Source organism: Streptosporangium sp. NPDC004379 (assembly GCF_042873875.1).
In the GTDB taxonomy this organism is placed as follows: domain Bacteria; phylum Actinomycetota; class Actinomycetes; order Streptosporangiales; family Streptosporangiaceae; genus Streptosporangium.
The window spans coordinates 634,420-660,391 of the sequence record NZ_JBIAMC010000002.1; the positions used below are offsets into that span (position 1 = coordinate 634,420).

The 25,972-nt window shown below is 73.2% G+C and carries 18 protein-coding genes; 10 read left to right on the forward strand and 8 right to left on the reverse strand.

Features of this window, described 5'->3' with window-relative positions; all coding sequences use genetic code 11:
* Positions 1–285 precede the first annotated feature (285 nt).
* Both ACFYSC_RS07010 and ACFYSC_RS07015 read right to left on the reverse strand, forming a co-directional pair.
* The gene (locus ACFYSC_RS07010; RefSeq protein WP_389957831.1) at positions 286–990 is read right to left on the reverse strand and encodes a response regulator; all 705 of its coding nucleotides are present in this window, start codon (positions 988–990) and stop codon (positions 286–288) included.
* Positions 987–2,309: a sensor histidine kinase gene (locus ACFYSC_RS07015; RefSeq protein ID WP_389957832.1), complete on the reverse strand. Its 1,323-nt coding sequence runs from the start codon at positions 2,307–2,309 to the stop codon at positions 987–989. Before ACFYSC_RS07015 ends, ACFYSC_RS07010 begins: the two co-directional genes overlap by 4 nt.
* A gap of 239 nt (positions 2,310–2,548) precedes the next feature.
* On the opposite strand from ACFYSC_RS07015, the gene ACFYSC_RS07020 reads away from it, so the two are divergent.
* Together ACFYSC_RS07020 and ACFYSC_RS07025 are read left to right on the forward strand one after the other, a co-directional pair.
* Positions 2,549–3,853, forward strand: coding sequence for an alpha/beta hydrolase family protein (locus ACFYSC_RS07020; RefSeq protein ID WP_389957835.1), 1,305 nt, complete (start codon positions 2,549–2,551; stop codon positions 3,851–3,853).
* Between the two features lie 182 nt (positions 3,854–4,035).
* Complete coding sequence (locus ACFYSC_RS07025) at positions 4,036–5,541, forward strand: ATP-binding protein (protein ID WP_389957837.1); 1,506 nt, start codon at positions 4,036–4,038, stop codon at positions 5,539–5,541.
* Between the two features lie 126 nt (positions 5,542–5,667).
* Here the strand turns inward: ACFYSC_RS07025 and ACFYSC_RS07030 are convergent, their stop codons facing one another.
* Complete coding sequence (locus ACFYSC_RS07030; protein ID WP_362931326.1) at positions 5,668–7,131, reverse strand: NCS2 family permease; 1,464 nt, start codon at positions 7,129–7,131, stop codon at positions 5,668–5,670.
* Between the two features lie 129 nt (positions 7,132–7,260).
* Here ACFYSC_RS07030 and ACFYSC_RS07035 point away from each other — a divergent pair, with 129 nt between their 5' ends.
* Positions 7,261–7,563 carry a DUF2530 domain-containing protein gene (locus tag ACFYSC_RS07035; RefSeq protein WP_389957839.1) on the forward strand — a complete coding sequence of 101 codons (303 nt, stop codon included), beginning with the start codon at positions 7,261–7,263 and terminating at the stop codon, positions 7,561–7,563.
* Positions 7,564–7,728: 165 nt separating this feature from the next.
* On the opposite strand, the gene ACFYSC_RS07040 is transcribed toward ACFYSC_RS07035, so the two are convergent.
* Positions 7,729–10,842 carry a sacsin N-terminal ATP-binding-like domain-containing protein gene (locus ACFYSC_RS07040; protein WP_389957841.1) on the reverse strand — a complete coding sequence of 1,038 codons (3,114 nt, stop codon included), beginning with the start codon at positions 10,840–10,842 and terminating at the stop codon, positions 7,729–7,731.
* A 123-nt stretch (positions 10,843–10,965) separates the two neighbouring features.
* The gene (locus ACFYSC_RS07045) at positions 10,966–11,793 is read right to left on the reverse strand and encodes a DUF3027 domain-containing protein (protein ID WP_389957844.1); all 828 of its coding nucleotides are present in this window, start codon (positions 11,791–11,793) and stop codon (positions 10,966–10,968) included.
* A gap of 288 nt (positions 11,794–12,081) precedes the next feature.
* Here ACFYSC_RS07045 and ACFYSC_RS07050 point away from each other — a divergent pair, with 288 nt between their 5' ends.
* Positions 12,082–13,884, forward strand: a complete 1,803-nt coding sequence (locus ACFYSC_RS07050) for an MFS transporter (RefSeq protein ID WP_389957846.1) — start codon at positions 12,082–12,084, stop codon at positions 13,882–13,884.
* Positions 13,885–14,000: 116 nt separating this feature from the next.
* Here ACFYSC_RS07050 and ACFYSC_RS07055 read toward each other — a convergent pair whose 3' ends face one another.
* The 3 genes from ACFYSC_RS07055 to ACFYSC_RS07065 all read right to left on the reverse strand — a co-directional run bounded on the left by ACFYSC_RS07055 (position 14,001) and on the right by ACFYSC_RS07065 (position 15,845).
* Positions 14,001–14,399: a cold-shock protein gene (locus tag ACFYSC_RS07055; RefSeq protein ID WP_389957848.1), complete on the reverse strand. Its 399-nt coding sequence runs from the start codon at positions 14,397–14,399 to the stop codon at positions 14,001–14,003.
* An 89-nt stretch (positions 14,400–14,488) separates the two neighbouring features.
* Positions 14,489–15,106 (reverse strand): HAD family hydrolase, encoded by a 618-nt coding sequence (locus ACFYSC_RS07060; protein ID WP_362931316.1) that lies wholly within the window; start codon positions 15,104–15,106, stop codon positions 14,489–14,491.
* 202 nt (positions 15,107–15,308) lie between these two features.
* Positions 15,309–15,845, reverse strand: a complete 537-nt coding sequence (locus tag ACFYSC_RS07065; protein ID WP_389957851.1) for an ATP-binding protein — start codon at positions 15,843–15,845, stop codon at positions 15,309–15,311.
* Positions 15,846–16,863: 1,018 nt separating this feature from the next.
* On the opposite strand from ACFYSC_RS07065, the gene ACFYSC_RS07070 reads away from it, so the two are divergent.
* From ACFYSC_RS07070 to ACFYSC_RS07095, 6 genes are all read left to right on the forward strand, one after another.
* Positions 16,864–17,703, forward strand: a complete 840-nt coding sequence (locus ACFYSC_RS07070; protein WP_389957961.1) for a helix-turn-helix domain-containing protein — start codon at positions 16,864–16,866, stop codon at positions 17,701–17,703.
* Positions 17,700–17,921, forward strand: coding sequence for a DUF397 domain-containing protein (locus ACFYSC_RS07075; protein ID WP_389957854.1), 222 nt, complete (start codon positions 17,700–17,702; stop codon positions 17,919–17,921). Before ACFYSC_RS07070 ends, ACFYSC_RS07075 begins: the two co-directional genes overlap by 4 nt.
* A 191-nt stretch (positions 17,922–18,112) precedes the next feature.
* Positions 18,113–20,581 (forward strand): helicase-associated domain-containing protein, encoded by a 2,469-nt coding sequence (locus tag ACFYSC_RS07080; protein ID WP_389957857.1) that lies wholly within the window; start codon positions 18,113–18,115, stop codon positions 20,579–20,581.
* A 91-nt stretch (positions 20,582–20,672) separates the two neighbouring features.
* Complete coding sequence (locus ACFYSC_RS07085; RefSeq protein ID WP_389957860.1) at positions 20,673–21,281, forward strand: MgtC/SapB family protein; 609 nt, start codon at positions 20,673–20,675, stop codon at positions 21,279–21,281.
* Positions 21,282–21,611: 330 nt separating this feature from the next.
* The gene (locus ACFYSC_RS07090) at positions 21,612–23,300 is read left to right on the forward strand and encodes a DNA repair helicase XPB (protein WP_389957862.1); all 1,689 of its coding nucleotides are present in this window, start codon (positions 21,612–21,614) and stop codon (positions 23,298–23,300) included.
* A gap of 436 nt (positions 23,301–23,736) precedes the next feature.
* A complete protein-coding gene (locus ACFYSC_RS07095) occupies positions 23,737–25,842 on the forward strand; it encodes a HelD family protein (RefSeq protein WP_389957864.1) in 2,106 nt (701 codons plus the stop codon).
* Positions 25,843–25,972: the final 130 nt, after the last annotated feature.

Consider the following 25,972-nt stretch of genomic DNA (forward strand, 5'->3'; position numbering starts at 1 on the left):
TCATTACCTTTGCTAACTATACACGGCGCTCCGGCATTCCCGGCGAGACGGGGTTCTCCCGCGTGTCACCGCTTCCCGGGAGGGACGGTGTCATCGCCTTCCGCGAGCGACGCCCGCCGCATGTTCGCAGGGTACGGCGAGCACCCTCCTCCCCTCCGCCGGACCCCGCGGAACGGGTGTACCGGCCCGCTTCTGACATGCGGGTACGGACAGGGGCGGAGCCGTCCGGGTTCCGCCGCCGTCGGGCCGGCGGCCGGACGGCGCGGCGGGGAACGACCCGGGCGGTCACCGCCGGCCGGGAGTGTCCTCCGGCGGACCGTCGCCGGACGAGCCGGGGGCGATCAACCCGGTCTCGTAGGCCAGCACGACCGCCTGAACCCTGTCCCTGAGGCCGAGCTTGGACAGGATGCGCGCGACATGGGTCTTCACCGTCGCCGGGCTGAGACTCAGCCGGTCGGCGAGTTCGGCGTTGCTCAGCCCGGTGGCCAGCAGGCGCAGCACCTCCAGCTCCCGGGGCGTCAGCTCCGACAGGTCCCGGTGCACGGCCGTCCCGGCCTCGTCGCGGCGGGCGAACCGCTCGACCAGGCGGCGGGTGATCGCCGGCGCGAGCAGGGCGTCCCCCGCGCGCACCAGGCGCACCGCGGCCGCCAGGTGCTCGGGGGTGACGTCCTTGAGCAGGAAGCCGCTGGCCCCCGCGGCGAGTGCGGCGTAGACGTAGTGATCGAGGTCGTAGGTGGTCAGGATGAGGACGCGGGTCCCGTCCGCGCCTTCCGCCATGATCCGCCGGGTGGCTTCGATGCCGTCCATCCGCGGCATCCGGATGTCCATGAGCACGACGTCGGGCCGGGTGCGCCGGACGGCGGCGACCGCCTCCGCCCCGTCGGCCGCCTCGGCCGTCACCTCGATGCCGTCGGCGGTGAGGATCATCCCGAACCCGCTGCGCACCAGCGCCTGGTCGTCGGCGATGACCACGCGCACGGGCCCGCTCACGTGGTGGTCCACGGAACCCGCGCCCTGGTCCGGTAGCCGCCGTCGTCTCGCGGCCCGGCCTGCAGGGTGCCGCCGTAGAGGGCGAGCCGCTCCCGCAACCCGATCAGGCCCCGGCCCCGGCCGTCTCCGGCGCGTGCCGTCCGCCCGCCCCCGGTGTCGGTGACCTCGATCTCCAGCCAGTCGCCGCGGTGGCCGACGGTGACGTACGCCGTCGCACCGGCCGCGTGCTTGATCGTGTTGGTCAGCGCCTCCTGGACGACCCGGTAGACGGCGAGGTCCACCCCGGGCGGCAACGGGCCGGGCGGCGGAGAGATCTCGGCCCCGATCGGCACCCCGGCCGCGCGGACCCGTTCGATCAACGAGTCGAGCCGGTCGAGTCCCGGTTGCGGTTCGAGCCCGTCGGCGCCGTCCGCCCGCTCGCTCCCGGGCCCGGCGAGCAGTCCCATGACGTGGCGCAGCTCGGCCATGGCGGCCCGGCCACCGGCTTCGACCGCCAGCATGGCCTCCTTCGACCGTTCCGGAGCCGTGTCCATCACCTTGCGTGCCGCTCCGGCCTGGATCACCATCACGTTCACATTGTGGGTGACGACGTCATGTAGTTCGCCGGCGATCCGGGAGCGCTCTTCCTGGACGGCCTCGCGCATCGCCTCCTCCTGCGCGTACCGCAGTTCGGTGAGCCGCCGCCGCCAGGATCGGGTGAGACCGGCGGCGACTCCGGCGCTCATCAGCACCACGAACGGCCCCAGCCAACCCGGCAGCGCCGGGAGGGAGTCCCGGAAGGCGACGCCCGCCAGCACGGCGGCGAGGACGAGGCCCCCGATGGCCGGCATCCGGTGGGGGCTGTGGGCCACGGCGCCGTAGGCGGCGACGGCGAACGTCAGCACGGTGATCCACGTCGCGTCGTCGTGGGTGGCCAGCGCCGCGGCCAGCACCGTCCAGAAGGCGACCAGGGGGTAGAGCCTCCGCACCGCCAGCGGCAGGGCCGTCAGGACCACCAGGAGCGGGAGCGGGCCCCGGTCCTTCCGGTCCTCCGCGGGGACGGCGGGCCGCTCCGGGCGGTCAGGCGGGACCTCGCCGCTCGGCGGCGGAGGAGGAGGGGGCCGCAGTCGCAGGGGCTCCAGCAGGGAGGGCGGCCGCTCTCCGACGCGGTGGGCGTCGTCCACGGAGCCCGCCGTCGCGGCCACCGCGGCGACGGTCAGGACGATCGCGAGCAGCAGGTCGGCGAGGAGCGACCGGCGCGAGGGCCGGGCGGGTTTCCACGCGGGACGCGGCACATCCAGCCCGAACCGCCGCCGCCTCCATCGTTCACTCCGTATCACCGGTGAATTGTCCCGGTTGTACGGCGCGCCCCGCGTCCGTCCCGGTGACCGTTTCCGCCGCCGCCAGGAGTACATCGCGGGGATGACACGGCGGAGGGGTCCTCCCCGGGAGGGGCGCGATATCGCCATGGCAGCCGACGCGGACGGGCCCCGCCGAAGCCTAGGTTTTTGCCGCCACCAGTCGCCACCGGCCGCCATCAGGGGTCCCGTCGAGGCGATCCCGTCAGGAAGGACACTTCATGAGCCATGTGATGAACAGGAAGCGCACGATCGCCCGCGCCGCGGGACACGGTGGCGGCGAGCCTGGGCCGCCCCGCCGGATCCGTCGGGGCGCCACCACCGTCGCGGCCCTGCTCGCCTTCGTGGCCGTCCCCTCCTGCGCCTTCGCGTCCACTCCGGCCGGACCCGGTCCGGTCGTGCCCGCCGCCTCACAGGAGACGTCGTCCGGCTCCACCGGCGCGCCGGCCGCCCGGACCGGCGCGCTCCGCCTCCCCGAACCGACCGGACCCCACCCGGTCGGCACCACGTCCCTGCACCTCAGGGACGCCTCCCGCGCCGACCCCTGGGTCCCCGGAGTGAAGGCCAGGGAGCTCATGGTCTCCCTGTGGTATCCGGCGAAGTCCCGTGGAGGGAAGCGAGCGCCTTACATGACGGCGAAGGAGTCGGAGCTCATCCTGAAGGGCGAAGAGGTCACCGGCGTGCCGTACGACGCGTTGAGCAGGACGCGGACCAACGCCTTCAGCGGCGCCGAACCGGCCGGGCGTGAACACGGCCTGCCCCTGGTGGTGCTCTCCCCGGGCTTCACCGAACCCCGCAGCTCGCTCACCGCCCTGGCCGAGGAACTCGCGAGCAGGGGTTACGTGGTGGCCGGCGTCGAACACACCTACGAGAGCCTGGCCACGTCCTTCCCCGACGGCCGGATCACCACGTGTGTCGCGTGCGAGGCGACCAAGGGCCAGGACTTCTGGAACAAGGTGGCCCGGGGCCGGGCGGCCGACGTCTCCTTCGTGCTGGACGAGCTGACCGGCGCGCGCCCCGCGTGGAAGGGCGCCTCACTGATCGCCCCGTCCCGGATCGGGATGGCCGGGCACTCGGCGGGCGGCGCGGGCGTCATCGCCGCCATGCTGAAGGACACCCGCGTGCGCGCCGGGATCGACATGGACGGCACGACCTTCGCCCCGATCCCGGACGGCGGGCTGCCGCGGCCGTTCCTCTTCCTGGGCACGAAGGCGGGGCACAGCCCGGGAGGCGGGGACACCACGTGGGAACGTGACTGGGCGCGTCTGACCGGGTGGAAGCGCTGGCTCGTGGTGAAGGGGGCGGAGCACTCCTCCTTCACCGACACCGGGCTGCTGGTGGAGCGACTCGGCATCCACCGCAATCCGGACCTGCCTGGAGAGCGGGCCGTCGAGATCACCCGCGACCACGTCCGGGCCTTCTTCGACCTGCACCTGCGCCACAGGCCCCAGTCGCTGTTCGACAGGCCGTCGAAACGCCACCCCGAGGTCGAACGGTGCGACGTCGAACGGAAGACCTGCGCCTAGACCACCGGCCCCGATGACCTGGAACGGCTCGAACGGCCGAGGGAGATCCTCCGCGGCGCGGGACACGACATCACCCCGCACCCGCACCCGCGACATGCTCTTGTGCGCCGGGCGAACACAAGTTGTATATAAATCCGACTCCTATTTTGTATGCTTGCAAGCATACAAAATAGGAGGCTGCAATGGAGAAGCCCTCTCGCCTGCTCTCTCGCGACTCCGAATGGTCGACGCTCACGGAGTTCGTCAGGCATCCCGACCCGCACCTGCGCCTGGGAGTGGTCTCGGGACGCCGCCGGGTCGGCAAGAGTTACCTCCTGCGCGCGCTGGCCGACGCGGTGGGCGGGCTCTACGTCTCCGCGGTCGCCGAAGAGGGCGCGCCGGCCGCGCGGCGGCGCTTCGCGGAGGACATCGCGCGGTACGCGGGCATCGGGCCGGATCTCCTGGGCGCCGACGCAAGCTGGGAGTCCCTCCTCGATTCGGCGATCAGCCTGACCGCGCGCCGGAGCGGCGTGTCCGGGCTCCTGGTCATCGACGAACTGCCCTACTGGATGGCGCACTCACCGGAGATCCCCGGCCTGCTCCAGCTTCTCTACGACCGCTCGCAGACCGGCCACGGCCACGAGGGCGGGAGGGTGATCCTGTGCGGATCGGCCATCTCCGTGATGAACGAGCTCATGTCCGGCACGAAGGCGCTGCGCGGGCGGGCCGCCGTCGACCTCCGCCTCCAGCCGTTCGACCTGACCACCACCGCACGGCACTGGGGGATCGACGATCCCGCGACCGCCCTGCGCCTGCACGCCGTACTCGGCGGGTCGCCCGGCTACCGCAACCTCTCTCCCGGGCCCGCCCCCCGGAACCTCCAGGAGTTCGACGCGTGGATTCCCGCCACGGTCCTCGACCCGGGTCAGGCTCTCTTCTCCCGCAGCGAGGCCGAGTACCTCCTGCGGGAGGACCCGCGGTTCACCGGCAACTCGCTCCACTACGCGATCATCAACGCGGTCGCCTCCGGAGCGACCAGCCCGGCGAAGATCGGCGGCATGCTGGAGCGGGATCGCACCTCCCTCGGCCGTCCGCTGGAGATGCTGACGAGTTCGGGCTACCTCAACCATTCGACGGACCCGCTCTGGGAGCGGCGTCCGGTGATCACCGTCGCGGACCCCATCATCCGCTTCCACAACCTGATCACCGTCCCGAAACGGGATCTCGTCGAAACGGGCGGTTCGGCGCGGGCGTGGCACGACTCACAGGCCACCTTCGTCTCCCGCGTTCTGGGCCCGCACTTCGAGGAGTGCGCCCGCGACTGGCTCCGCCGCCACACCGACCCCTCGTTCCGTGGAGGAACCGGCCTGGTCACCTCGACGGTGGTCAACGACAGGGGCGGCAGGGCCAAGCACGAGATCGACGTCATCGCCCTGGACAGAAGGGCCGGCCGTGCCGTGGTGGGCCTCATCGGGGAGGCCAAGGCCACCCTCGTACGGCGAGGCCCCGCCGACCTGGAACGACTCGAACGACTGAAGGAGGTCCTCCGCGGCGAGGGGCACGACGTCACCTCGGCCCTGCTGGCGATCTTCTCGCTGGAGGGGTTCCATCCCGGCCTCGTGGAGGCCGCCGGCCGTCGTGGCGATGTGCTCCTGGTCGACCTGCCCTCCCTCTTCGGGAGGACGGCTCCGCCTCTCGTACCCGGATGACCCGGGACCACCCGGGACCGCGGGCCGGACGACCCGGATCCGGGCGAAAGCCGGAGAGGCCGCCGTGGCGACCTGCGCCGTCGCCGCAGCGGCCTCTCCGGCGTGCTCCCCGGCCGGTGTCGTTCCTCAGCCGACGCCGAGGAGGGACTTGATCGGGCCGAGGGCGAAGTAGAGGACGAACAGCGCCGCGACCACCCACATCAGGGTGTGGACCTCGCGCGCCTTGCCCTTCGCCAGCTTGATCAGCACGAAGCTGACGAAGCCCGCGCCGATGCCGTTGGCGATGGAGTAGCTGAACGGCATGAGCACGATGGTGAGGAACGCCGGGATGGCGATCTCGTAGTCGGTGAAGTCGATCTCGCGGATCGCCGTCATCATCAGGAAGCCCACGACGACCAGCGCCGGGGCGGCGGCCTCGTGCGGGACGACCGCGACCAGCGGCGACACGAAGATCGCCAGCAGGAAGAGCACGCCGGTGACGACGCTGGCCAGACCGGTGCGCGCGCCCTCCCCGACGCCCGCCGCCGACTCGACGTAGGTGGTGTTGGACGAGACCGAGGCCGCGCCGCCGACCGCCGCGCCGATCGAGTCGACCAGGAGGATCTCCCTGGTCCGGGGCAGCGTGCCGTCCTCCTCGATCAGGCCCGCCTGCCCTCCGACGCCGACGATCGTTCCCATGGTGTCGAAGAAGTCGGTGATCAGCAGGGTGAAGACGAGCAGCAGCGCCACGATGACCGAGACGGAGCCGAACGCGCCGAACGGGTCGAACTCCCGGAACAGCACCAGCGGGTTCTCGAACCCGAAGACCTTCTCCGGCATCGCGGGCACGACGAGCCGCCAGCCGCCGGGGTTCGGCTGGTCGGGCGTGCCCGAGCCGCCGACCTTGGCGACGGCCTCCACGATGATCGCCAGAACGGTGGTCCCGACGATGCCGAGGAGGATGGCGCCCTTCACCTTGCGGGCCACGAGCATGACGAGCAGCAGCAGGCCGGCCACGAACACGAAGATCGGCCAGCTCGTCAGGTTGCCGCCGATGCCCAGCTCCAGCGGAACGGCCGGCGCCTTGCGGACGAAACCGGCGTCCACGAAGCCGATCAGCGCGATGAACAGGCCGATGCCGACACTGATCGCGGTCTTCAGCTGGGGCGGGATGGCGTTGAACACCGCCGTCCTGAACCCGGTCAGCACCAGCAGGGCGATGATCACGCCTTCGAGGAAGACCAGGCCCATGGCCGCCTCCCACGACATCTGCGAGGCGATGCCGTAGGTGACGAAGGCGTTCAGGCCGAGCCCGGCGGCCATCGCGAACGGGACCTTCCCGACGACGCCCATCAGGATGCACAGCACGCCGGCGACGAAGGCGGTCCCGGCGGCCACCAGGCCGGTGGGCGCGGAGGTCGCGTCGGCGATGAACTGGCCGTCGGCGTCCTTGGCGGTGGCGATGATCAGGGGGTTGAGCACCACGATGTAGGCCATCGTGAAGAAGGTCGCCAGGCCGCCCCGGACCTCTCGGCCGACCGACGAGTTGCGCTCGGAAATGCGAAAGAAACGGTCAAGACCGCTCAATTGGGTGGGTTTACTGTCAGTCACGGACGCAGGGTGACAGTGCGTGTCCGCCGCCGGAAGAGCCAGGCCGGGATGGTGATGTTTTCGCGACCGATTCGCGATCTCACGGGGCCAGGTTGCTGGCGGTGAGTCCCTGTCGCCTACGCTGGCTCCGTGAAGCAGTCTCGCCCCTCGGATCTCCAGCCGCTGAAGACCAACGACACGGCCACGATCCTCACGGGCATCGGCCTGTGGGCGGCCGCCCTCGTCGTGCTTCTGGTCGTCGGCACCGACGCCGAGCACCACTGGTGGATCTGGACCTGCGTCTCGGGCATCTGCGGCGGCGTCTTCGGCGTGTGGTTCATCCGGCGGCGCGACCGGCACCCCCCGGCCTCGGCCCCGGCTCCCGGCGAGGAGCCGGTCGAGCCCGCCACCGCGATCCCGCCGGTCTCCCCCACCTCGCCGCCCACCCCCTGACCGGCGGCCCGGCGAGGAGCCGGTCGGCCCGGCCAGGACGGTCTCCGGCTGAGGATCGCCCGACGGCTCCCCGTCCACGACGAAGGGGCGACCCCGGCTGAGGAGCGTCCGGTCCCTCTCCGTCCATGACGGGGGCGGCCCCGGCGACCGCCCCCGTCCGGAGCGCTAGTCCGTCGAGGCGGTCCAGCTGTCCAGGTCGGCCTCGGCCAGCAGCAGCGGCACGGCCGCCGGGTCGCGCAGCAGCGCCGCCACGGCCAGCCGGTCGCCCCACTGACCCGACGCCCAGGCCAGCCCCCGCGCCAGGCCCTCCGCACCCGAGGCGTGCACCGCGCCCTCGAAGAACCGCCAGGCCGCGGGGACGCCGTCCACCAGCAGCTTCTCGTGCTCCACGTACGTGGCGGGCGCGGTGGGCAGCAGCGACCGTACGGCGGGCGGCACCTCGCGCACCGCGCCTGACGAGGTCACCTCACCGGCCGCCTCCTCCCCCGCCAGCGGCAGGTCCAGCAGCTCCGACAGCGCCTCGGCGAGATCGAACGGGGCCAGCACCAGCGGGCGGCCCGCCACCAGCGGCAGCAGGTCCGGGGCCTCCACCACCACCGGCTCGGGCACCTCGGCCCCGGCGCCCCCGACGCGGTCGGACCCCGCGAGCAGCCGCCCGTTCTCGACGTCCACGACGACGATTTCACCGTCGAGGATCGCCCGCACCGCCGTCGGCGGCGCGACGCGGGCGGGCTCGACACCGGCGAGCGCCACCCACAGCGACCGCAGCTGCGCCCGGTCCACCTCGACCGAGGGGTCGCCCAGCAGGTCCAGCAGCTCGTCGGGGCCGCCGTGCGAGGCGAGCAGGTCGGCCAGGGTGGTCCGCACGCCGATCATGGCGAGCGCGGCCTCGTCCACCGCCGGGGACGCGTCGCCGTACAGGCCGAACAGCAGCGGGTCGGCGGCCGGCAGCCGCAGCTGCGTGGGACGCCGGCCGTCCAGGACCGGGCGGGTGGACAGCCACCACGCGGTGTAGGACGGCACCTCCACGACCTCGCCGGCCGCCAGGATCCGCAGCGGGTGCAGGACCGAGCGCAGCGGCGGGCGTGACAGCAGGGCCAGGGCCGACGGCCAGTCGGCGACGTACTCCAGGTCGCGGACGGCGGAGAACTCACGGGCGACCGGCGGCACGTCGAGGTCGGGCAGCAGGTCGAGCACCGCCTCCAGCCACTCCTCCTCGCGGTCGAGGTCGTGGTCGCACTCGTCCGGGTCGAGCATGACGTCGGCGTCGTTGACCACGGCGAAGCCGTCGAGCACGCCGGTCGCGGCCAGCACCCGGGGACCGTACCGCTCCACCAGGTCGGGCGCGGCCGTGCCGAAGTGGGTCTCGGCGTCGAGCAGCCCGGCCAGCGCGCCGTCGGCCAGGAGAAGCTCGCCCGCCGGGTACAGCTCGCCGTCGGAGCCGCGCAGCGCCAGCTCCGACAGCCACGGCGCGTCACCGGGGACCAGCCCGGCGGCGTCCACCAGCGCGAGCACCGCCTGCGCCACCGGCTCGGGGTCGGGGCCGTCCAGCGACTCCGCGACGGCCGAACGGGTCAGCGGGTCCTCAAGGACCGTCCTGGGCGTCGCCTCGGCGGCGCCCAGGCGCAGCAGCAGCGGGTGGGCGGCCTCCGGGTGGACCACTCGCAGGCCCAGCGGGCCCAGCACCGCCGGGTCCAGCGCCGAGCCGTCGCTCAGCAGCAGCGTGCCGCGCGGCCCCCGGACCAGGCGGCCGTCGGCCAGCGGCACCGGCAGCGCGCCGAGCGCCTCGGGGTCGTCGGCGGGCAGCACCTCGTACAGCGACCGCCACCACCCGGGGCCGAGGTCGGCGACGGCGTCCCCGGAGAGCATGTCCACCACGTCGGACAGCTGCACCCGCCGGACGCCGAGCGCGGAGATCGCGGGGTGCCGGGACGGCCACCCGGCCGGCAGCAGCCCGGGGACCATGCCGGCGATCTTCGTGAGCAGTTCGCCCGGCGCCGCCACCACCGACGCCTGCCGTCCCGCGACGACGATCTCCCCGGCGTCCCCGGCGGCCCCGCTGTCCCCGGTGGCTTCGCCCGGCCCGGCGGCGGCGTCGGCGGGGGGCGACAGCGCCGGGAGCAGCGGCAGGTCCGGAAGCCTGCGCAGGATGGCGCGGCGGATCCGCGCGTCGAGCTCGCCCCTGCCCATCAGTCCGGGGACGAGGTCGAGGAGGGCGGGCGTGCGGGGCAGCCCGGCCAGCAGGTCGAGGTAGGCGTCGGCGGCGCGCTCCACCAGGAAGTCGGTCAGCGGCCCCATGGCCACGTGCCGCCGGTCGGTCGCCATCGGGAAGGAGGCGATGAGCAGGACGGGCAGGTCGAGCGGCTCGTCGCTGGGCGTCGGCGCGTGCACCACCGGCCGGACCAGCTCGGGCAGCGGCCGCGGTTCACCCGACGCCTCGGCGACCGGTACGGCCCAGCGGACCAGCCAGTGGGGGCGGCTCCGCTCCTCGGTCGGCCGGTCGGCGAACAGCTCGGCGGCCTCCTCCGGGGTGAACCGCCCGGACACCGAGACCACCCGCCAGCCGCCCGGCAGGATCGTGCGCGTCTCGCCGTCGAGGTCGATCTCGATCGACTCCAGCGCGGGCAGCCCGAGCAGCAGCGCGGGACCGGCCTCCCGCAGCATCCGCCGTACGGCGTCCTCGGACGCGGCGTCGCGCAGCGGCAGCCGGACGAGCGTGTCGAACCCCGGCGGCACCTCCACCGGACCCGCCGGGAACGGCAGGCGCAGCAGCGGCACGTGCCCGCCGCGCTCGGCCAGCTCCGCGGCGAGCACCGGCTCGGCGGCCACCAGCGCGGCGGTCTGGGAACGGGACCAGCGGACCACCCCGGACCCGAGCGAGCCGATCACCGGCTCGTCGCTGACCGAGACCACGGCGGCGAAGCCGACGCCGAAGCGGCCCGCGGCGTCCTCCTCGCCGCGCTTGGCGGAGGCGCGCAGCGTCGACAGGCTCTCGATCCCGGCGGTGTCCACCGCCGCGCCGGTGTTGGCCGCCGACAGCACGCCCTCGCGCAGCGCCAGGCGCAGCCGCCCCGGCACGCCGGCGCGGACCGCGGCGTCGGCGGCGTTCTGGGCGAGCTCGACGATCAGCCGGTCGCGGTAGCCGCCGAGCGCGAAGTCCTCCTCGGCGTTGGCGTCCTCACGGAACCGCGCGGGCGAGGCCGTCCAGGCCGCGAGCACCGCGGAGCGCATCCGGTCGGTGCCGAAGGTGTCGGGGCCGAAAATGTCAGTCACAGCCATGAGTCCAAGGGTCGAAGAGGCTCCAATGGTCACGTCGCACGCCGGGCCGGCGGGCCGGTGAACGGCCCCGCCCGCGCCGGACGGCCCCGCGGGGACCGGGACGCGGCCCCGCGAGGGGCCGCGTCAGGAGTGGCCCAGCGGCTCGGCCGCGGCGTCGTCCACCGAACCGCCGCGGTCCGCCCCCGGCAGCTCCTCCGCGAGGTGCTCGGTGATGTCGTAGGCGAGTTCGTCGAGGATCGGCGCGGTCGGCTCGACCTGGGGCGGCGTCACGGCCGCCTCCGAGTGCGCGCCGCAGCCGTGGTCGGCGGCGACCACGCGGCCGTCGTCCGGGGCGAACTCGTTGGTGCAGACGCCGAACGTGCCGCCCAGCGCGCCGGCCAGCGGCCAGTAGAAACCGCAGGTGGAGCACTGGGCGGGCGCGGCGTGCGCGATCGGGGTGTGCGGCCCGGCCTCGCCCGCGTGCCAGCGCCGCACGGCACGGTCGCGGCCGACCGGGGACAGCACCCGGGCCCTGCCGAGGCCGTACTCGAAGAACATCTCGCGGTCGGTCTCCTCACCCGTGTCGGTGAAGCCGGGCGCGAGGCGGACGTCGTCGGCCGCGGTGGGCAGCAGGTCGCCCACGCCGAGGTCGCCGGGGAGCAGGCGCTCGCTCCACGGCACCCACTGCGGCGGCAGCAGCGCGCCCTCGCCGGGCACGAGCACGACCTCGCTGACCGTGACGTTGCGCGCCCGCGAGGCGCGGGCGACGGTCACCGCCCACCGCCAGCCGATGTAGGCGCGGTCGAGGCAGGCGAAGTAATGGGTGGCGACCCGCTCGCCGTCGCTCTCCACTCCGAGGTGCCCGCCCACCTCGCCGGGCGGGACGTTCTCCTCGACGGCGGAACGGGCCAGGTCCACGGCGGCGGCGCAGGCGGGGTCGAGAACCGGGGTGCGGGTCCTGGCGGGGCTCACGAGCTCGCTCCCGTCGGCCCCGCAACCGGACGGTCGCTGTGCTTGCTCGCTCGCTCGTTGCGCTGACTCACAGTTCATTCTCACCCATGTCCGGAGCGGACGGCACCGTCCTCCCCTGCACGGGAGGGACGGGCGGCGGCCATCGGACGACCTGGCCATCACCATTTTTCCAGGAACCGGTCCCGGGTGCGAAAAGGCGTCCCGGCCACGCCGGACGCGCGCCGCGGAACGGCCGGGCCGAGCAACGGACCGATCGTAGGGCGAGATCGATCGGGTAAGACTGGATGCGTGGGAAACGGGTGGAACCGGACGCGGCGGGTGGTGGGCGAGGCGTCCCGCCGGACCGGCCGGGCGGCGGCCGGGGCAGGGCGGGGCACCGTACGGGCGGGCCGGGGCGCGGGACGGGCGGCGGCGCGCGCCGGTCGCGGCACGGCCGGCGGGGTGCGCCGGACCGGCCGGGCCATGCGGCGGCTCACCCATGCCCAGGGGGCCGGCCGTACCGGGCTGGGGCCGCTCATCGAGCTGACCGCCGCGCAGAGCGCCGGCGACGCGCTGGTCACCGCCGCCCTGGCCGGGACGCTGTTCAAGCTCCCGGTCAACGAGGCCCGCGGCCAGGTCGCCCTCTACCTGCTGATCACGATGATCCCCTTCGTGGTGGTCGCGCCGTTCGTCGGCCCGGTCCTCGACCGCCTCCGCTCCGGCCGGCGCTTCGTGATGGCCGGCACGCTGTTCGGCCGGGGACTGCTGTGCTTCGCGATGGCGGCGGCGTTCGTCAGCGGCGACCCGTTCACCATCTTCCCGGCGGCGCTGGCCGTGCTGGTGCTGTCGAAGGCCTACAGCGTCTCCCGCGCCGCGATCATGCCGAACGTGCTGCCGGCCGACATCCCGCTGGTCACCGCGAACGCCAGGGTCGCGCTGTTCGCGCTGGTGGCGGCCGGGGTGGCGGTCCCGGTCGGCGCGGGCGTCAGCGCCTGGATCGGCGGCGACTGGATACTGCGCGGGGCGACGGTGGTCTTCCTGCTCCAGGGGGTGTGGGCCGTACGGCTCCCCCGCCACGTCGACTCCCCCGACCTGGAGGAGCTCCGGGAGGAGGGGGAGGAGCGGCCGCACCGCTGGCGCACCCTGCTGAACGTCGGCCCGGTGGTCACCGAGGCGATGCGGGCCAACATGGCCATCCGCGTCCAGTCCGGGTTCCTGCTGTTCTACCTGCTGTTCCTGGTGCAGGACGGCAAGCTGCCGGGCCAGACGCCCGCGGTGACCATCGGCCTGCTCGCGGTGGCCGCCGGGGCGGGCGGCCTCGCCGGCACGGCCGTGGCCTCCCGGATGCGCCGCCGCTCGCCTCAGGTCATCGTGCTGGCCACACTGGCGCTGGCGACCGTGGCGACGATCGTCCCCGCGGTCGTGTTCACGCTGTGGACGGCGGTGGCCGTCGCCCTGGTGGCCGCGTTCGCCCAGGGACTGGGCAAGCTGGCGCTCGACGCCATCGTGCAGCGCGAGATCGGCGAGGAGGTGCGCTCGTCCACCTTCGGCGTGGTGGAGGCGATCCTGCAGATCACCTGGGTGGCCGGCGGCCTGTTCGGGCTGCTGCTGTCGCTGTTCGCCGGCGGCCGTACCGGGCTCGCGGTGATGGCGGCGCTGCTGGGCGGCTCGTTCGGCTGGCTGGTGGCTCGGCGCCGGGGACGGACGATGGCGGTGGAGGAGCGGATCCAGGCCGCGCGATCCGCTCCCGGCGCCTCGACCGCTCCCGATTCCTCGGCCGTTTCCGTCGTCCCCGCCGCCGCGACGGCCGCCGGGGACGACGCGACCGACTCCGAGGGGCCCGCCGCCCCGCCCGCGCCGGGCGGCGATCCGCAGGGTCCCCCGTCCGGCGGTCCCGCGCCGGGCGGCCCGGTGCCCGGTGGAGCGACGCCCGGCGGTCCGGCGGGCGAGCCGTACGACGACTCCGCGGCGTCCGGCACGCGCCGGCTCCGGTGGACGCGGCGTGCCCCGAAGCCCGCCGGACCGGCCACCGCGATCGTGCGTCACGGGGACCACCCGGCGGACAAGAAGACGGACAAGCACACCAAGCCGCTGACCAACCCGCACGGCTGAGCCACCCGGCAGTCGGTCGTCGGGCCCCGCGACGGCACGGTCCCCTGCCGGTCGCGGGGGCCGTGCGGTCAGGCCGGGGCCGCCGGAACGCGGCCGGCGGTCAGCCGTCGGCGCGGTCAGGCCTCCAGGTCGTCGGCCACCGTACGGAGGATCGCGGCGATCTTCCTGCCGTGCGCGGGCTCGGGGTGCTTGCCCTTCTGGTACGCCGTGGAGACGTCGTCCAGCAGCTTGATCAGGTCTTCCACGATGACCACCATCTCGTCGGGCTTCTTGCGCTTGCCCTTCGGTTTGGCGGCCCTGGCGAGCGTCGGGGGCTGGTCGATCACGCGGACCGAGAGCGCCTGCTGGCCACGGCGCCCCTCGGCCACACCGAACTCGACCTTCTGCCCTGGCTTGAGGATGTCCACGCCACCGGGAAGCGCGGAGGAATGCACGAAGACCTCACCGCCGTCGTCGCGGGTGAGGAAGCCGAAACCCTTGTCGGCGTCGTACCACTTGACCTTGCCACTCGGCACAGGGGTGACCTCGTTCAGACTGTCGTGAAACGGAATGGATGTAGGTTATGCCCACAGGACGCCGGGAGCGACCGTCTATTTCCGCGGAATTACGCGACGACAGCGGCGTTTCGCCAACCGCCGAACCACTCCCCGAACTCGGTCAGATCCGCCAGGACCACATCGGCCCCGTGATCACGCAGATCCTCCGCCGGGTGGCCGCCGGTGGCCACCGCCACGCTGACCGCGCCGCCCGCCCTGGCCGCCTCGATGTCGGCCACGTGGTCCCCCACGTAGGCGGTCGCGCCGAAGTCGGCGAGGGCCGGGCCCTTGGCGGCTCCGAAGACCGACCCGGCGACCGCGTCCACCTCCAGGCCGAGGAACTCGACCGTCCGCGTCGCGTCGACGGTGTTCTTCCCGGTCACCACGATGACCCGGCCGCCGCCACGCCGTACGGCCTCGACGGCCTCGCGCGCGCCGGGCATGGTCACGGTGGCGGGCACGGCGATCGAGGGGTACAGCTCCCGGTAGAGGGCCACGGCCGGCGGGATCTCCTCCGGCGGCAGCCAGTTGGCCAGCTCCCACTCCAGCGGCGGCCCGAGCCTGGCCACCACGACGGCGCTGTCGATGAACACGCCGAGCCGCAGGGACAGCTCGTCGTAGACGGCGGCGATGCCGGCGCGCGTGTCGGCGAGCGTCAGGTCCAGGTCGAATCCCACCGACGTCATCGGACGCTCATCCGCTCAACACTCCTCGTCATCCGCCGGAGGGCTCACCCCGCACGCTCCCCGCAGTGTGCCAAATCCCGCGGGGGCGGGGGTAATCGCCACCGGTGAACGGTCCCGTTCCCCCGAGGGCGGGGTGATCGCCCCCGGGAACGGGCCGGGCGGCGGCCACCCTGTGGATCCCCGCGGATCCCTGGGCGGGTCGTCAGCCAGGAGAGCGCAGTTCGAACCAGATGACGGTGCCGAGAGAGTCGCGGTGAAAGCCCCAGCGGGAGGCGAGGGCGTCGACGAGGGCGAGGCCGCGTCCGCCGACGGCGTCGGGTGTGGGGTCGCGGGGGCAGGGGATGCGGGAGGAGCCGGGGTCCTGGACGGTGACCAGCACACCGCGCCCGACGAACGCGACGGTGACGAGGAACTCCCGCCGCCCGCCCTGCCTCGTTTCACTGGTCGGCCCGCCTTGCCTGCCCACCTCACCGTTCGGTCCGTTCGGTCCGTTCGGTCCGGCCGACCCGCCCGGCCTGCTCGTCTCGCCGCTCGGCCCACATACGTGCTCGACGGCGTTGGTCGCCAGTTCGCTGGTCAGCAGTACGGCGTCGTCGCGCAGCGGGTGGCCGTCGCCGAGCAGTCCGGCGACGAAGTCGCGGGCGTGCCTGACCTGGTCGCGACTGGCGGGGAAGCGGTGGGAGATCACCGGCAGGCCCGTCCCGGTCCGCCCGGGTCGCGGCGGCCACGCCGCTTCCACTCCCGGGCGTACGGTCTCAGTGGGGTGCGCGCCATCGGAGCCGTTCGCCGTTCCGGGACGCCGGGCGAGCACGCGGAGCAGCCTCGACAGCAACCGCGCCGCTCTCTCCGCCTCTCCGTCCGGCCGGGACTGTGGGGTCAGGCCCCTCGGTCCGTCGGCCCGGCGCTCCGGGCTCATACCGCCACTCCCTCGCGTCGTGCCCCGTGCCTGCCCCCGTACGGCGAGCCTCCGTGCGATGAGTTCCCGTACGGCGGGCGCGGTCCCGGTGGCGAGTCCCGCACGTATGCGTCCTGCGGGCGCGGCCCTCCTCGTCCGTACGGCGTGACGGCGGTCGCCGTCGGCCGCGCGTGCCGCCCCTGGCCCGTAGAGAAGCCCATAGCCGGTCTGCTCACCGGAGAGCCCGTGGGCGAGTGGAACAGCCTGGAGGAGCGGGCCGTGGTGGGCTTGATCGTGCCGGGGAAGGGACGGTCGCACAGTCCGAGTCGCCTGCGGGCGGCCATGCGGGCGCGAACCTGGGCGGGTGTGGGCTGCTCCCACAGATGTCCGGGGCGGTGGGGCAGGCCGTGGGTGTCGTGGGCGTAGGGCGGGTGGCCGCACCAGCGGCATCCGAGCGGGGTGGGTGGTTGTTCGGCATGCCAACGGACCCGGGTGATCCGCATGCCTCTACTAGGGTTGTGCACGGGTCGCACCTCCGACGTGCGATTCAAGGCTCTGCCAGGCGACGTCACTCGCCTGGCAGAGCGTCTTCATGGCGTCCATGGCCGAGCGGTAATGCCCGATGAGCCGAGTCCGATGTCGGCCATGTGGCGGCTCACCAGCTCTATGAGAATTCCGAAGGTGCGTTACGCAGGACCCATACTCCATCACCCTCGGCAACCAATGCTCTTCAGATAGTGAGCTTTGGCCGTAGAATTTTCAAGCCCAAAATTACATTGCGACAATGGTCTGTTTTGTCTGCACCTTCCGCCACTTTCATTCATTGCGTAGAAGGAGAAGATAGGTGGTCGGTAGTCCCACAGTGAGAAGGCGACGCCTCAGCGCCGAACTCATCCGGCTCCGCGAGCAGGCCGGCCTCACACATGACGAGGTCGCCAGACGCCTGGAATGGTCGAGGGGCCGACTCACGCATATGGAACAGAACAAATGGGTGCTGCCCGACATCGGGAACATCCGTCTGCTGCTGGACCTCTACCGCGTCACCGACGTCACTGTGCGCGAAGCGATCCTCGATCTCGCCCGGCAGGCCCGCGAGCGGGGTTGGTGGACGAAGTACAAAGACGTGTTCGGCGGCAGCCTTCCCGGCTTCGAGGCAGAGGCCACCCAGATCCGCACCGTCGAGCTGGTCACGATCCCCGGCCTCCTGCAAACGGCCGACTACGCCACTGCGATCTTCCAGGCCGGCCAGGTGCTCGATCAGGAGTCCGTTCGCCGCCGCGTCGAAGCACGCCTGGCCCGGCAGACGATCCTCACCCGTGATGACCCACCTCAACTGTGGGCGGTGATCGACGAAGCGGCGCTGAGAAAGATGGTCGGCGGCCCGAAGGTCATGGCCGAACAGCTCAGTCATCTGGCCGACATGGCGGCGCGGTCCAACATCGCCGTCCAGGTGATAACGGACTCGACCGGCGCGCACGCGGCGATGGGAAGCGGGTTCGTCATCCTGGACTTCGCGGGTGACCTGGACCCGTCGATCGTCTATCTGGAGACACCGACAGACAACCTTTTTCTGGAGAGACCAGAGGAGGTTCAGGCGTATACGCTCACTTTTGACCGTGTAATCGCGGCAGCCCTGACCGTTGAGCAGTCCGTCCGTTACATCGCCGAACTCGTTGATCTCCTAGGACAGGAGCAGGAGTGAGCATCGTGGACCAGGCTCTTCCCGGACTCGCCTGGCGCAAGAGCAGCCAGAGCGCTCAGCAGGACAACTGTGTGGAAGTGGCACGTCTGCCCGGCGGAGGCCACGCCGTACGGGACAGCAAGGATCCGGACGGACCGGTGCTGAGATTCGGCGGAGACGGATGGCGGGCCTTCCTCGAAGGGGTCCGGGCGGGCGCTTTCGACCGTCCAGGTCACTGAATCGCTTCCTCAGCACCGGTCCCCGGCGTATCTGGAGGAGGACCGAGCCGGCCGCCGGCACCGGCGTCGGGAACGTCGGCGGCTTCCACGGTGCTCCCACCAGGGCCGCGCCGGCGAGACCGGTCCGGCGCCCGGTCCCGTCCCCATGAGCACTTGAGCCTTTGTCGGGGACGCCTCCTACCATGGACGGAATGAGCACGGAGTTCACCGAATGGCTGCGCGGCCGGAGCGACGACCGGTTGCGGGCGCTCGTCGCCGCGCGTCCCGAGCTCATCACCCCCGTCCCGGCTCACATCGAGGGGCTGGCCGGGCGGGCGAGCAGCCCGTCGGCGGTCGCCCGGGTGCTCGACCGGCTCGACCGGTTCGCGCTCGCGGTCCTGGAGACGCTGGTCGTGCTCCCCGAGCCCGTCGGCTACGACGTCCTGCGCGGCAGGCTGGCCCAGGCGCTGCCCGGGGCCGCCGGGCGGCCGTTCCGGGCGGCGCTCCGGGAGACGGTCGAGCGGCTGCGGACCCTCGCCCTCATCTACGGCACCGACCGCGCCCTGGCCCCGGCGCCCGGCGTGCGGGAGGCCCTGGACGCCCCCGCGGGGCTCGGCCCTCCGGCCGCCGAGGCGTTCCGGCACCACTCCGCGGAGCGCCTGGCGGAGCTGATCCACGACGTCGGCGCACTCAACGGCGCCACCCCGGCTGCGGTCGGCGAGCGGGCCGGCGCGCGGGAGGCACTCGCCGCGCTGCTCGGTGACGACGCGACCGTCGGCCGCCTCCTCGGCGAGGTCTCACGGCAGGCCCGCGCCGCCCTCGACGAGCTGGCCTGGGGTCCGGCCAGCGGCCGGGTCCCCAACGCCCGCCGCGAGGTGCGGGCCGCCACCGCCCGGTCGCCGATCGACCAGCTCCTCTCCCGCGCGCTGCTGGCCGCCACCGGTGAGGAGACCGTCGTCCTGCCGCGCGAGGTGGGTCTGTTCCTGCGCGGCGGCCGGATCCACCGCGACCTCTCTCCGCTCCCGCCCGCGCTGGAGGGTCCCGCGCGCGATCCCGGGCTCGCCGACCGGACGGCGGCGGGGCAGGCGTTCGCGTTCACCCGCTCGGTGGAGGAGCTGTGCGAGCACTGGAGCGCGGACCCGCCGGGCGTGCTGCGCGGGGGCGGCCTCGCCGTACGCGACCTGAAGCGGTGCGCGGCCCTGCTCGACCTGCCCGAGTGGGCGGCGGGCCTGGTCATCGAGGTGACGCACGCCGCCGGGCTGGTGGCCGCGAGCGGCTCGGTCGACGGCGAGTGGCTGCCCACCCCCGCCTACGACGCCTGGCGGGTGAAGGGCACCGAGGACCGCTGGGTGGCGCTGGCCACGATGTGGCTGACCATGGACCGGGTGCCGGGCATGATCGGCGACCGCGACGAGCGTGACCGGCTGCTCAACGCCCTCCATCCCGACCTGCGCACCTCCGTGGCCTCCGAGGTCCGCACCACCACGCTGGGCGTGCTGGCCGTCGCTGGTCCCGGGGTGGCGCCGACGCTCGCGTCGGTGCGTGAGCGCCTGACCTGGGAGCAGCCCCGTCGCCGCGGCGAGCGGCGCGACCGGCTGGTGGAGTTCACCCTCCGCGAGGCCGAGCAGCTCGGGGTCACCGGTCTCGGCGTGCTCGCCGGCCACGGCCGGGCGCTGCTCCCCGGCGTCCTCGACCACCGGGATCCCGCGGAGCCCGGCGGCTCCGACGATCCCCGCGGGTCCGGCGAGCCCGGTGGCGTCCGTACGGGCACCGCGGGCGAGCTGCTGCTCCCGCTGCTGCCCGAGCCGCTCGACCACGTGCTCCTGCAGGCCGACCTGACCGCCGTCGCCCCCGGCCCGCTCACCGGCGAGCTGAGGCGGTGGCTGGCGCTGGCCGCCGACGTGGAGTCCACCGGCGGCGCGACCGTCTACCGGTTCGGCGAGGGGTCGCTCCGGCGGGCGCTGGACGCCGGTCAGGGCGCCGACGAGATCCTCGCCATGCTGGAGCGCCACTCGACCACGCCGGTGCCGCAGCCGCTGACCTACCTCGTCACCGACGTGGCCCGCCGCCACGGCCGGATGCGCGTCGGCACGGCGAGCGCCTACGTCCGCTGCGACGACCCCTCGCTGCTGGACGAGGTGATGGCCGACCGGCGCTCGCTGCCGCTGCGGCTGCGCCGCCTGGCCCCCACGGTGATCGCCTCCAAGGCGTCCCGGCAGACGCTCCTCGACGCGCTGCGCGCGATGGGGTACGCCCCGGCGGCCGAGTCGCTGGAGGGCGACGTCATCATCACCCGGCTCGACGTCCGGCGGACCGAGGGCCAGCCCTCCGTCCGCCCGCCGGTCACGTTCACCGGTCTGGAGGCCGACGTGGTCGCGGCGGCGGTCCGGGCCGTGCGGGCCGGGGACGCGGCCCACCGCTCGCGCCGCGCCCCGGTGAGCCCGCCGGAGGGCCGGCCGCCCCGCTCCCCCTCGACCGCCACCGTCGACGCGCTGCGTGAGGCCATCCGGCAGGGCTCCCAGGTCTGGATCGGTTATCTCGACTCCCAGGGAAACGCCACGAGCCGGATCCTGGAGCCCGCCCGGATGGAGGGTGGTTACCTCACCGCCTACGACGAGACCCGGGCGGCGGTGCACCGCTTCGCCCTGCACCGCATCACCGGCATCGCGGGCGTCGAATGACGCGCGCGCCGTTCCGCTGTGGCCGGGAACCCGGCCTCATATCGTGATATCTGTTGAAACTGGTCTGCCCAACCGAAGTGAGAGATCCACAGTGAGCAGCGGTCACCCCGAAGGCCCCAACCACAACCCGGACGACTGGAAGAGCCCGTACGGCTCCGGTCCCGGCCAGACCCCCGGATACGGCCCGTCCGGCGACCACGGCCAGGCCCCCGGACACGGTCAGTCCCACGACTACGGCCAGGCCCCCGGATACGGCACGCCGCCGGGCGGCCAGGGGTACGGCGGCCAGTACCCCCCGCCGGGCCAGCCGTACGGCCAGGGGTACGGCGAGCAGGGGTACGGCGGCCAGGGGTACGGCGACCCCTCCTCATACGGGCAGTCCGCCCCAGGGTACGGCCACGGCGGCTACGGCGGTTACGGCTACGGCCCCGCGCCGCAGGGCGGCAACGACGGCGTGCGGACCCACGCGATCGTCGCGCTGGTGATCAGCATCATCCTCGCCCTGAGCTGCTACGTCAGCCTGGGCGGCATCGCCGGAGCCATCCTGTCCGGCATCGCGCTGAGCAAGGTCGAGCGTGAGCCGCAGTCCGCCAGGAACCTCCTCAAGTGGACCTGGATCAGCATCGGCATCAACGTCGGCCTCCTCATCCTGGGCGTCGGCGGAGTGATCATCGCCGGGATGAACGGCGCCTTCGACTGACCGTCGGCCCCGTCAGCACCCAGGCCCCGCTCGGGATCCAGGCCCCGCTCAGGGCTCAGGCTCCGCTCGGGCCGCCGGCCCCGGTCGGGGGCTCGGGTCGGGTCGGGGGCGCGGGTCACGGCTCGGGTCAGGGCTCGGGTCGGGGACTCGGGCTCCGGTCGGGGACTTATCGGGTGCCCGTATCCGTTGAACATCGGGGAGCCGCACACGGAGAGCGGGACGACACCGCCATCCGGGCCGGCCACACGGACACCCGCCGCGGCGGATTCATGACGGATCCGCGGCGGATCCACGACGCGGGCCCGGAACACGCCGGCCGCCCTTCCGCCGATGCGAGCATGGGTTCGCCGGCCGCGCAACGAGGGAGAAGCCTTGACCGACGGACCACTCATCGTGCAATCGGACAAAACCCTGCTGCTGGAGGTCGAGCACGAGCGGGCCGACGAGTGCCGCAAGGCGATCGCGCCGTTCGCCGAGCTCGAACGCGCCCCCGAGCACGTGCACACCTACCGGGTGACCCCGCTGGCGCTGTGGAACGCGCGGGCCGCCGGGCACGACGCCGAGCAGGTGATCGACGCGCTGATCGGCTACAGCCGCTACCCCGTCCCGCACGCGCTGCTGGTGGACGTGGCCGAGACCATGTCGCGCTACGGCAGGCTGCGCCTGGAGAAGCACCCGGTCCACGGGCTGGTGCTGACCAGCACCGACCGCGCCGTGCTGGAGGAGGTACTGCGCTCCCGGAAGATCCAGCCACTGCTGGGCGAGCGGCTGGGCGACGACGTCGTGGCGGTCCACCCCAGCGAACGCGGCAACATCAAGCAGCATCTCCTCAAGCTGGGCTGGCCGGCCGAGGACCTCGCCGGGTACGTCGACGGAGAGCGTCACCCGATCAGCCTGGCCGAGGACGGCTGGACCCTGCGCGGCTACCAGCGTGAGGCCGCCGAGGCGTTCTGGCACGGCGGGTCGGGCGTGGTGGTGCTCCCCTGCGGCGCGGGCAAGACGATCGTGGGTGCGGCGGCGATGGCGCAGGCCCAGGCGACGACGCTGATCCTGGTGACGAACACGGTCTCGGCGCACCAGTGGAAGCAGGAGCTGATCCGGCGGACCTCGCTGACCGAGGACGAGATCGGCGAGTACACCGGCACGAAGAAGGAGATCCGGCCGGTCACCATCGCCACCTACCAGGTGATGACCACCCGCAGGCAGGGCGTCTACCGCCACCTGGAGCTGTTCGACGCCCGCGACTGGGGTCTGATCGTCTACGACGAGGTGCACCTGCTGCCCGCGCCGATCTTCCGGATGACCGCCGACCTGCAGGCCCGGCGGCGGGTCGGCCTGACCGCGACGCTCGTGCGGGAGGACGGCCGGGAGGGCGACGTGTTCTCCCTGATCGGTCCCAAGCGCTACGACGCGCCGTGGAAGGAGATGGAGAACCAGGGATGGATCGCCCCGGCCGACTGCGTCGAGGTGCGGGTGACGCTGAGCGAGTCGGAGCGGCTCGCGTACGCGATGGCCGAGGCCGAGGAGCGCTACCGGTTCTGCGCGACCACGCCGGCGAAGCTGCGGGTCTCCGAGGCGCTGGTCCGGCGGCATCCGGATGAGCAGGTGCTGGTCATCGGCCAGTACATCGACCAGCTCGACGAGCTGGGCGAGCACCTGGGCGCCCCGGTGATCAAGGGTGAGACGAAGGTCAAGGAGCGGGAGCGGCTCTTCCAGGCGTTCCGCGACCGGGAGATCCAGGTCCTGGTGGTGTCGAAGGTCGCGAACTTCTCCATCGACCTCCCGGAGGCCGCGGTGGCCATCCAGGTGTCGGGCACCTTCGGCTCGCGCCAGGAGGAGGCCCAGCGGCTGGGCCGGGTGCTGCGTCCCAAGTCGGACGGGGGCGGCGCCCGCTTCTACTCGGTGGTCAGCCGGGACACCGTCGACCAGGACTTCGCCGCCCACCGTCAGCGGTTCCTGGCCGAGCAGGGATACGCCTACCAGATCATCGACGCTGACGACGTGCTCGCCGGCGAGTGACACCGCCAGGCGAGCACGCCCTCACATGTACCGGTCCATCGACCGGTCAGGTCCACGAGATACCGCGAGTCTTCGGCAACCACACCACCCCCTCGACAAGGCCGCCGGTGGCCATTGGCGACATACCCCCATGATCTGCGGGAGTCACCAGATTTGCTCCCCTTTTTTGCGATTTTCGAGTAGTGTGACGGAGGGTGCAAAAGGGATTACCGAGGGAATTGGAACGTTCCTCTGGACACCCCCCATGCGGTCCTCCGTCCCGCCGGTCCGTACGGAGGCTGGGATTCCGGCTCCGACGATCGGCACGACCGTCGCGATACCCACCGCGCCGGGTCCCAGTCGCGCGTTAATCGCTTTGAGACGTCCGGAACCCGGGGCTAAGCTGTTCGGTTCGCTGCCTGACCACCTCCGTTGACCGCATGGGAGGCGTTTCCGTATGCCCGCGCACCAGTTGGCCCCCGACATAGCCGACGGCCCCGACGACCCCGGCCGATCCGGCCGATCCGGCCGATCCGGCCACCCCGACGAGTCCGGCCCCGGAGCCGGCGCCGACGGCGCGGACGCCGCGACGGTCCTCGACGCCGAGCGCCGCCACCTGGCCGTCTCCCGGGCGGCGCTGCGCGCGATGCGCGAGCACGCCCAGTCCCTGTCCTCCGACGCCGCCGGCGACTGGGTCTCCCAGCAGGTCCTCCAGGCGCTGCTGGACCAGCGCGTCGCGGCGCTGGCCGACCACTCGGGCACCCCCCTGTTCTTCGGCCGCCTCGACCGCACCGGCGGCGACGACCTCCCCGGCACCGTCTACGTGGGGCGCCGGCACGTCCACGACGAGCGCAGCCGTCCCCTGGTGATCGACTGGCGGGCTCCGGTCTCGCGGGCGTTCTACCAGGCCACTCCGGCCGACCCGATGGGCGTGGAACTGCGCCGCCGGTTCGGCTACCACGGCGGTGACCTGACCGCCTACGAGGACGAGCCGCTCACCGGGGGCGGCACGCTCATGGAGAGCAGGATCCTCACCGAGGAGATCGAGCGTCCCCGCTCCGGCCCGATGCGCGACATCGTCGCGACCATCCAGCCCGACCAGGACGAGATCGTCCGGTCCGACCTGGGCGGCACGGTGTGCGTCCAGGGGGCGCCGGGCACCGGGAAGACCGCCGTCGGCCTGCACCGTGCCGCGTACCTGCTGTTCACCCACCGGGAGAAGCTCGCCAGGTCCGGCGTGATGATCGTCGGGCCCAACCGCGCCTTCCTCGCCTACATCTCCTCGGTGCTGCCCGCGCTGGGCGAGGTCAAGGTCGACCAGACCACCGTCGCGGGGATCCTCGGCGAGTACGCCGCACCGGAGGACCCGGCCGTCGGGACGATCAAGGGCGACGCACGGATGGCGCCGGTGCTGCGCCGCGCCCTGTGGGCGCACGTCGTCAAGCCGGCCGAGGGACTGCTGTTCACCAAGGGCGTCAACCGCTACCGGGTCGCCGACCACGAGGTCCGCGAGATCGTCGCCTCGCTGCGCGGCACCACCCGCTACGGCCCCGGCCGCGCGGCCCTCGCCCAGCGGCTGGCCCACACGGTGCTGGTCCGGATGGAGCAGCGCGGCGAGTCCCCCGACGACCGGGTGCAGGACGCCGTGGCCCGCTCCAAGCCGGTCAAGCAGCTCGTGGACGCCGTGTGGCCCAAGCTGACCCCGCAGCAGGTGCTCCACCGGCTGTTCAGCGACCCCGATTTCCTGGCCGCCGCCGCGAAGGACGATCTCACCGCCGACGAGCAGGCCCTGCTGCTGTGGGCCAAGCCGGCCAAGTCGTACCGGTCGGCGAAGTGGTCGGCGGCCGACGGCGCGCTGATGGACGAGCTGGCCGACCTGATCGAGCGGACGCCCGTCCTGGGGCACCTGGTGGTGGACGAGGCCCAGGACCTGTCGGCGATGCAGCTGCGGGCGCTCGGGCGGCGGTGCCGTACCGGGTCGGCCACCGTACTCGGCGACCTGGCGCAGGGCACCACCCCCTGGTCGGCCCGCTCGTGGACGGAGGTCCTCACGCACCTGGGCTTCGAGAGCGGCGCCGTCACCGAGCTGACCCTCGGTTTCCGCGTGCCGCGCGAGGTCCTCGACTACGCCGCCCGGCTGCTGCCCGACGTCGCCCCCGGCCTGGCCGCGCCCCGTTCGCTGCGGCCCGGCGCGGGCTCCCTGACGGTACGGCGGGTGCCCGACCTCGCCGCGTCCCTGCCGGAGGCGGTGCGGGAGGTCCTGGCGCGGGAGGGGTCGATCGGCGTGATCGTCCCGGACGCCTCGGTCGCGGCCGCGTCGGCGTCACTGGCCGGCCTGGACCACCGGGTGCTGGGCCCCGACTCCGTCGAGGAGCACCGCCTGCTGGTGGTGCCGGCGTCCCTGGCCAAGGGCCTGGAGTACGACCACGTGATCGTGACCGAGCCGGCCGACATCGTGGACGCCGAGCCGCGCGGCCTGGCCCGTCTCTACGTGGTCCTCACCCGCGCGGTCACCTCTCTGACCGTCCTGCACGCCCGCGACCTGCCCGCCCGGCTGCGCTGACGCCGCCCGCCCTCCGCGACCGGGTGGCGTACGGCGTCGGCCCGGCCGTGACACGGCCCGCGAAAGGCGCGCGGAAGGCGCGCGGAAGGGTCGCGGGAAAGCAGAGAAGCGGAAAGGCGGCCCCGGGGAT

Bases quoted from the DNA above. Each gene is read 5' to 3' on its own strand.
- ACFYSC_RS07020 (WP_389957835.1), top strand. From the start codon at position 2,549: ATGAGCCATGTGATGAACAGGAAGCGCACGATCGCCCGCGCCGCGGGA.
- ACFYSC_RS07025 (WP_389957837.1), top strand. From the start codon at position 4,036: ATGGAGAAGCCCTCTCGCCTGCTCTCTCGCGACTCCGAATGGTCGACG.
- ACFYSC_RS07040 (WP_389957841.1), bottom strand. From the start codon at position 10,842: ATGGCTGTGACTGACATTTTCGGCCCCGACACCTTCGGCACCGACCGG.
- ACFYSC_RS07060 (WP_362931316.1), bottom strand. From the start codon at position 15,106: ATGACGTCGGTGGGATTCGACCTGGACCTGACGCTCGCCGACACGCGC.
- ACFYSC_RS07080 (WP_389957857.1), top strand. From the start codon at position 18,113: ATGAGCACGGAGTTCACCGAATGGCTGCGCGGCCGGAGCGACGACCGG.
- ACFYSC_RS07090 (WP_389957862.1), top strand. From the start codon at position 21,612: ATGCGAGCATGGGTTCGCCGGCCGCGCAACGAGGGAGAAGCCTTGACC.
- ACFYSC_RS07095 (WP_389957864.1), top strand. From the start codon at position 23,737: ATGCCCGCGCACCAGTTGGCCCCCGACATAGCCGACGGCCCCGACGAC.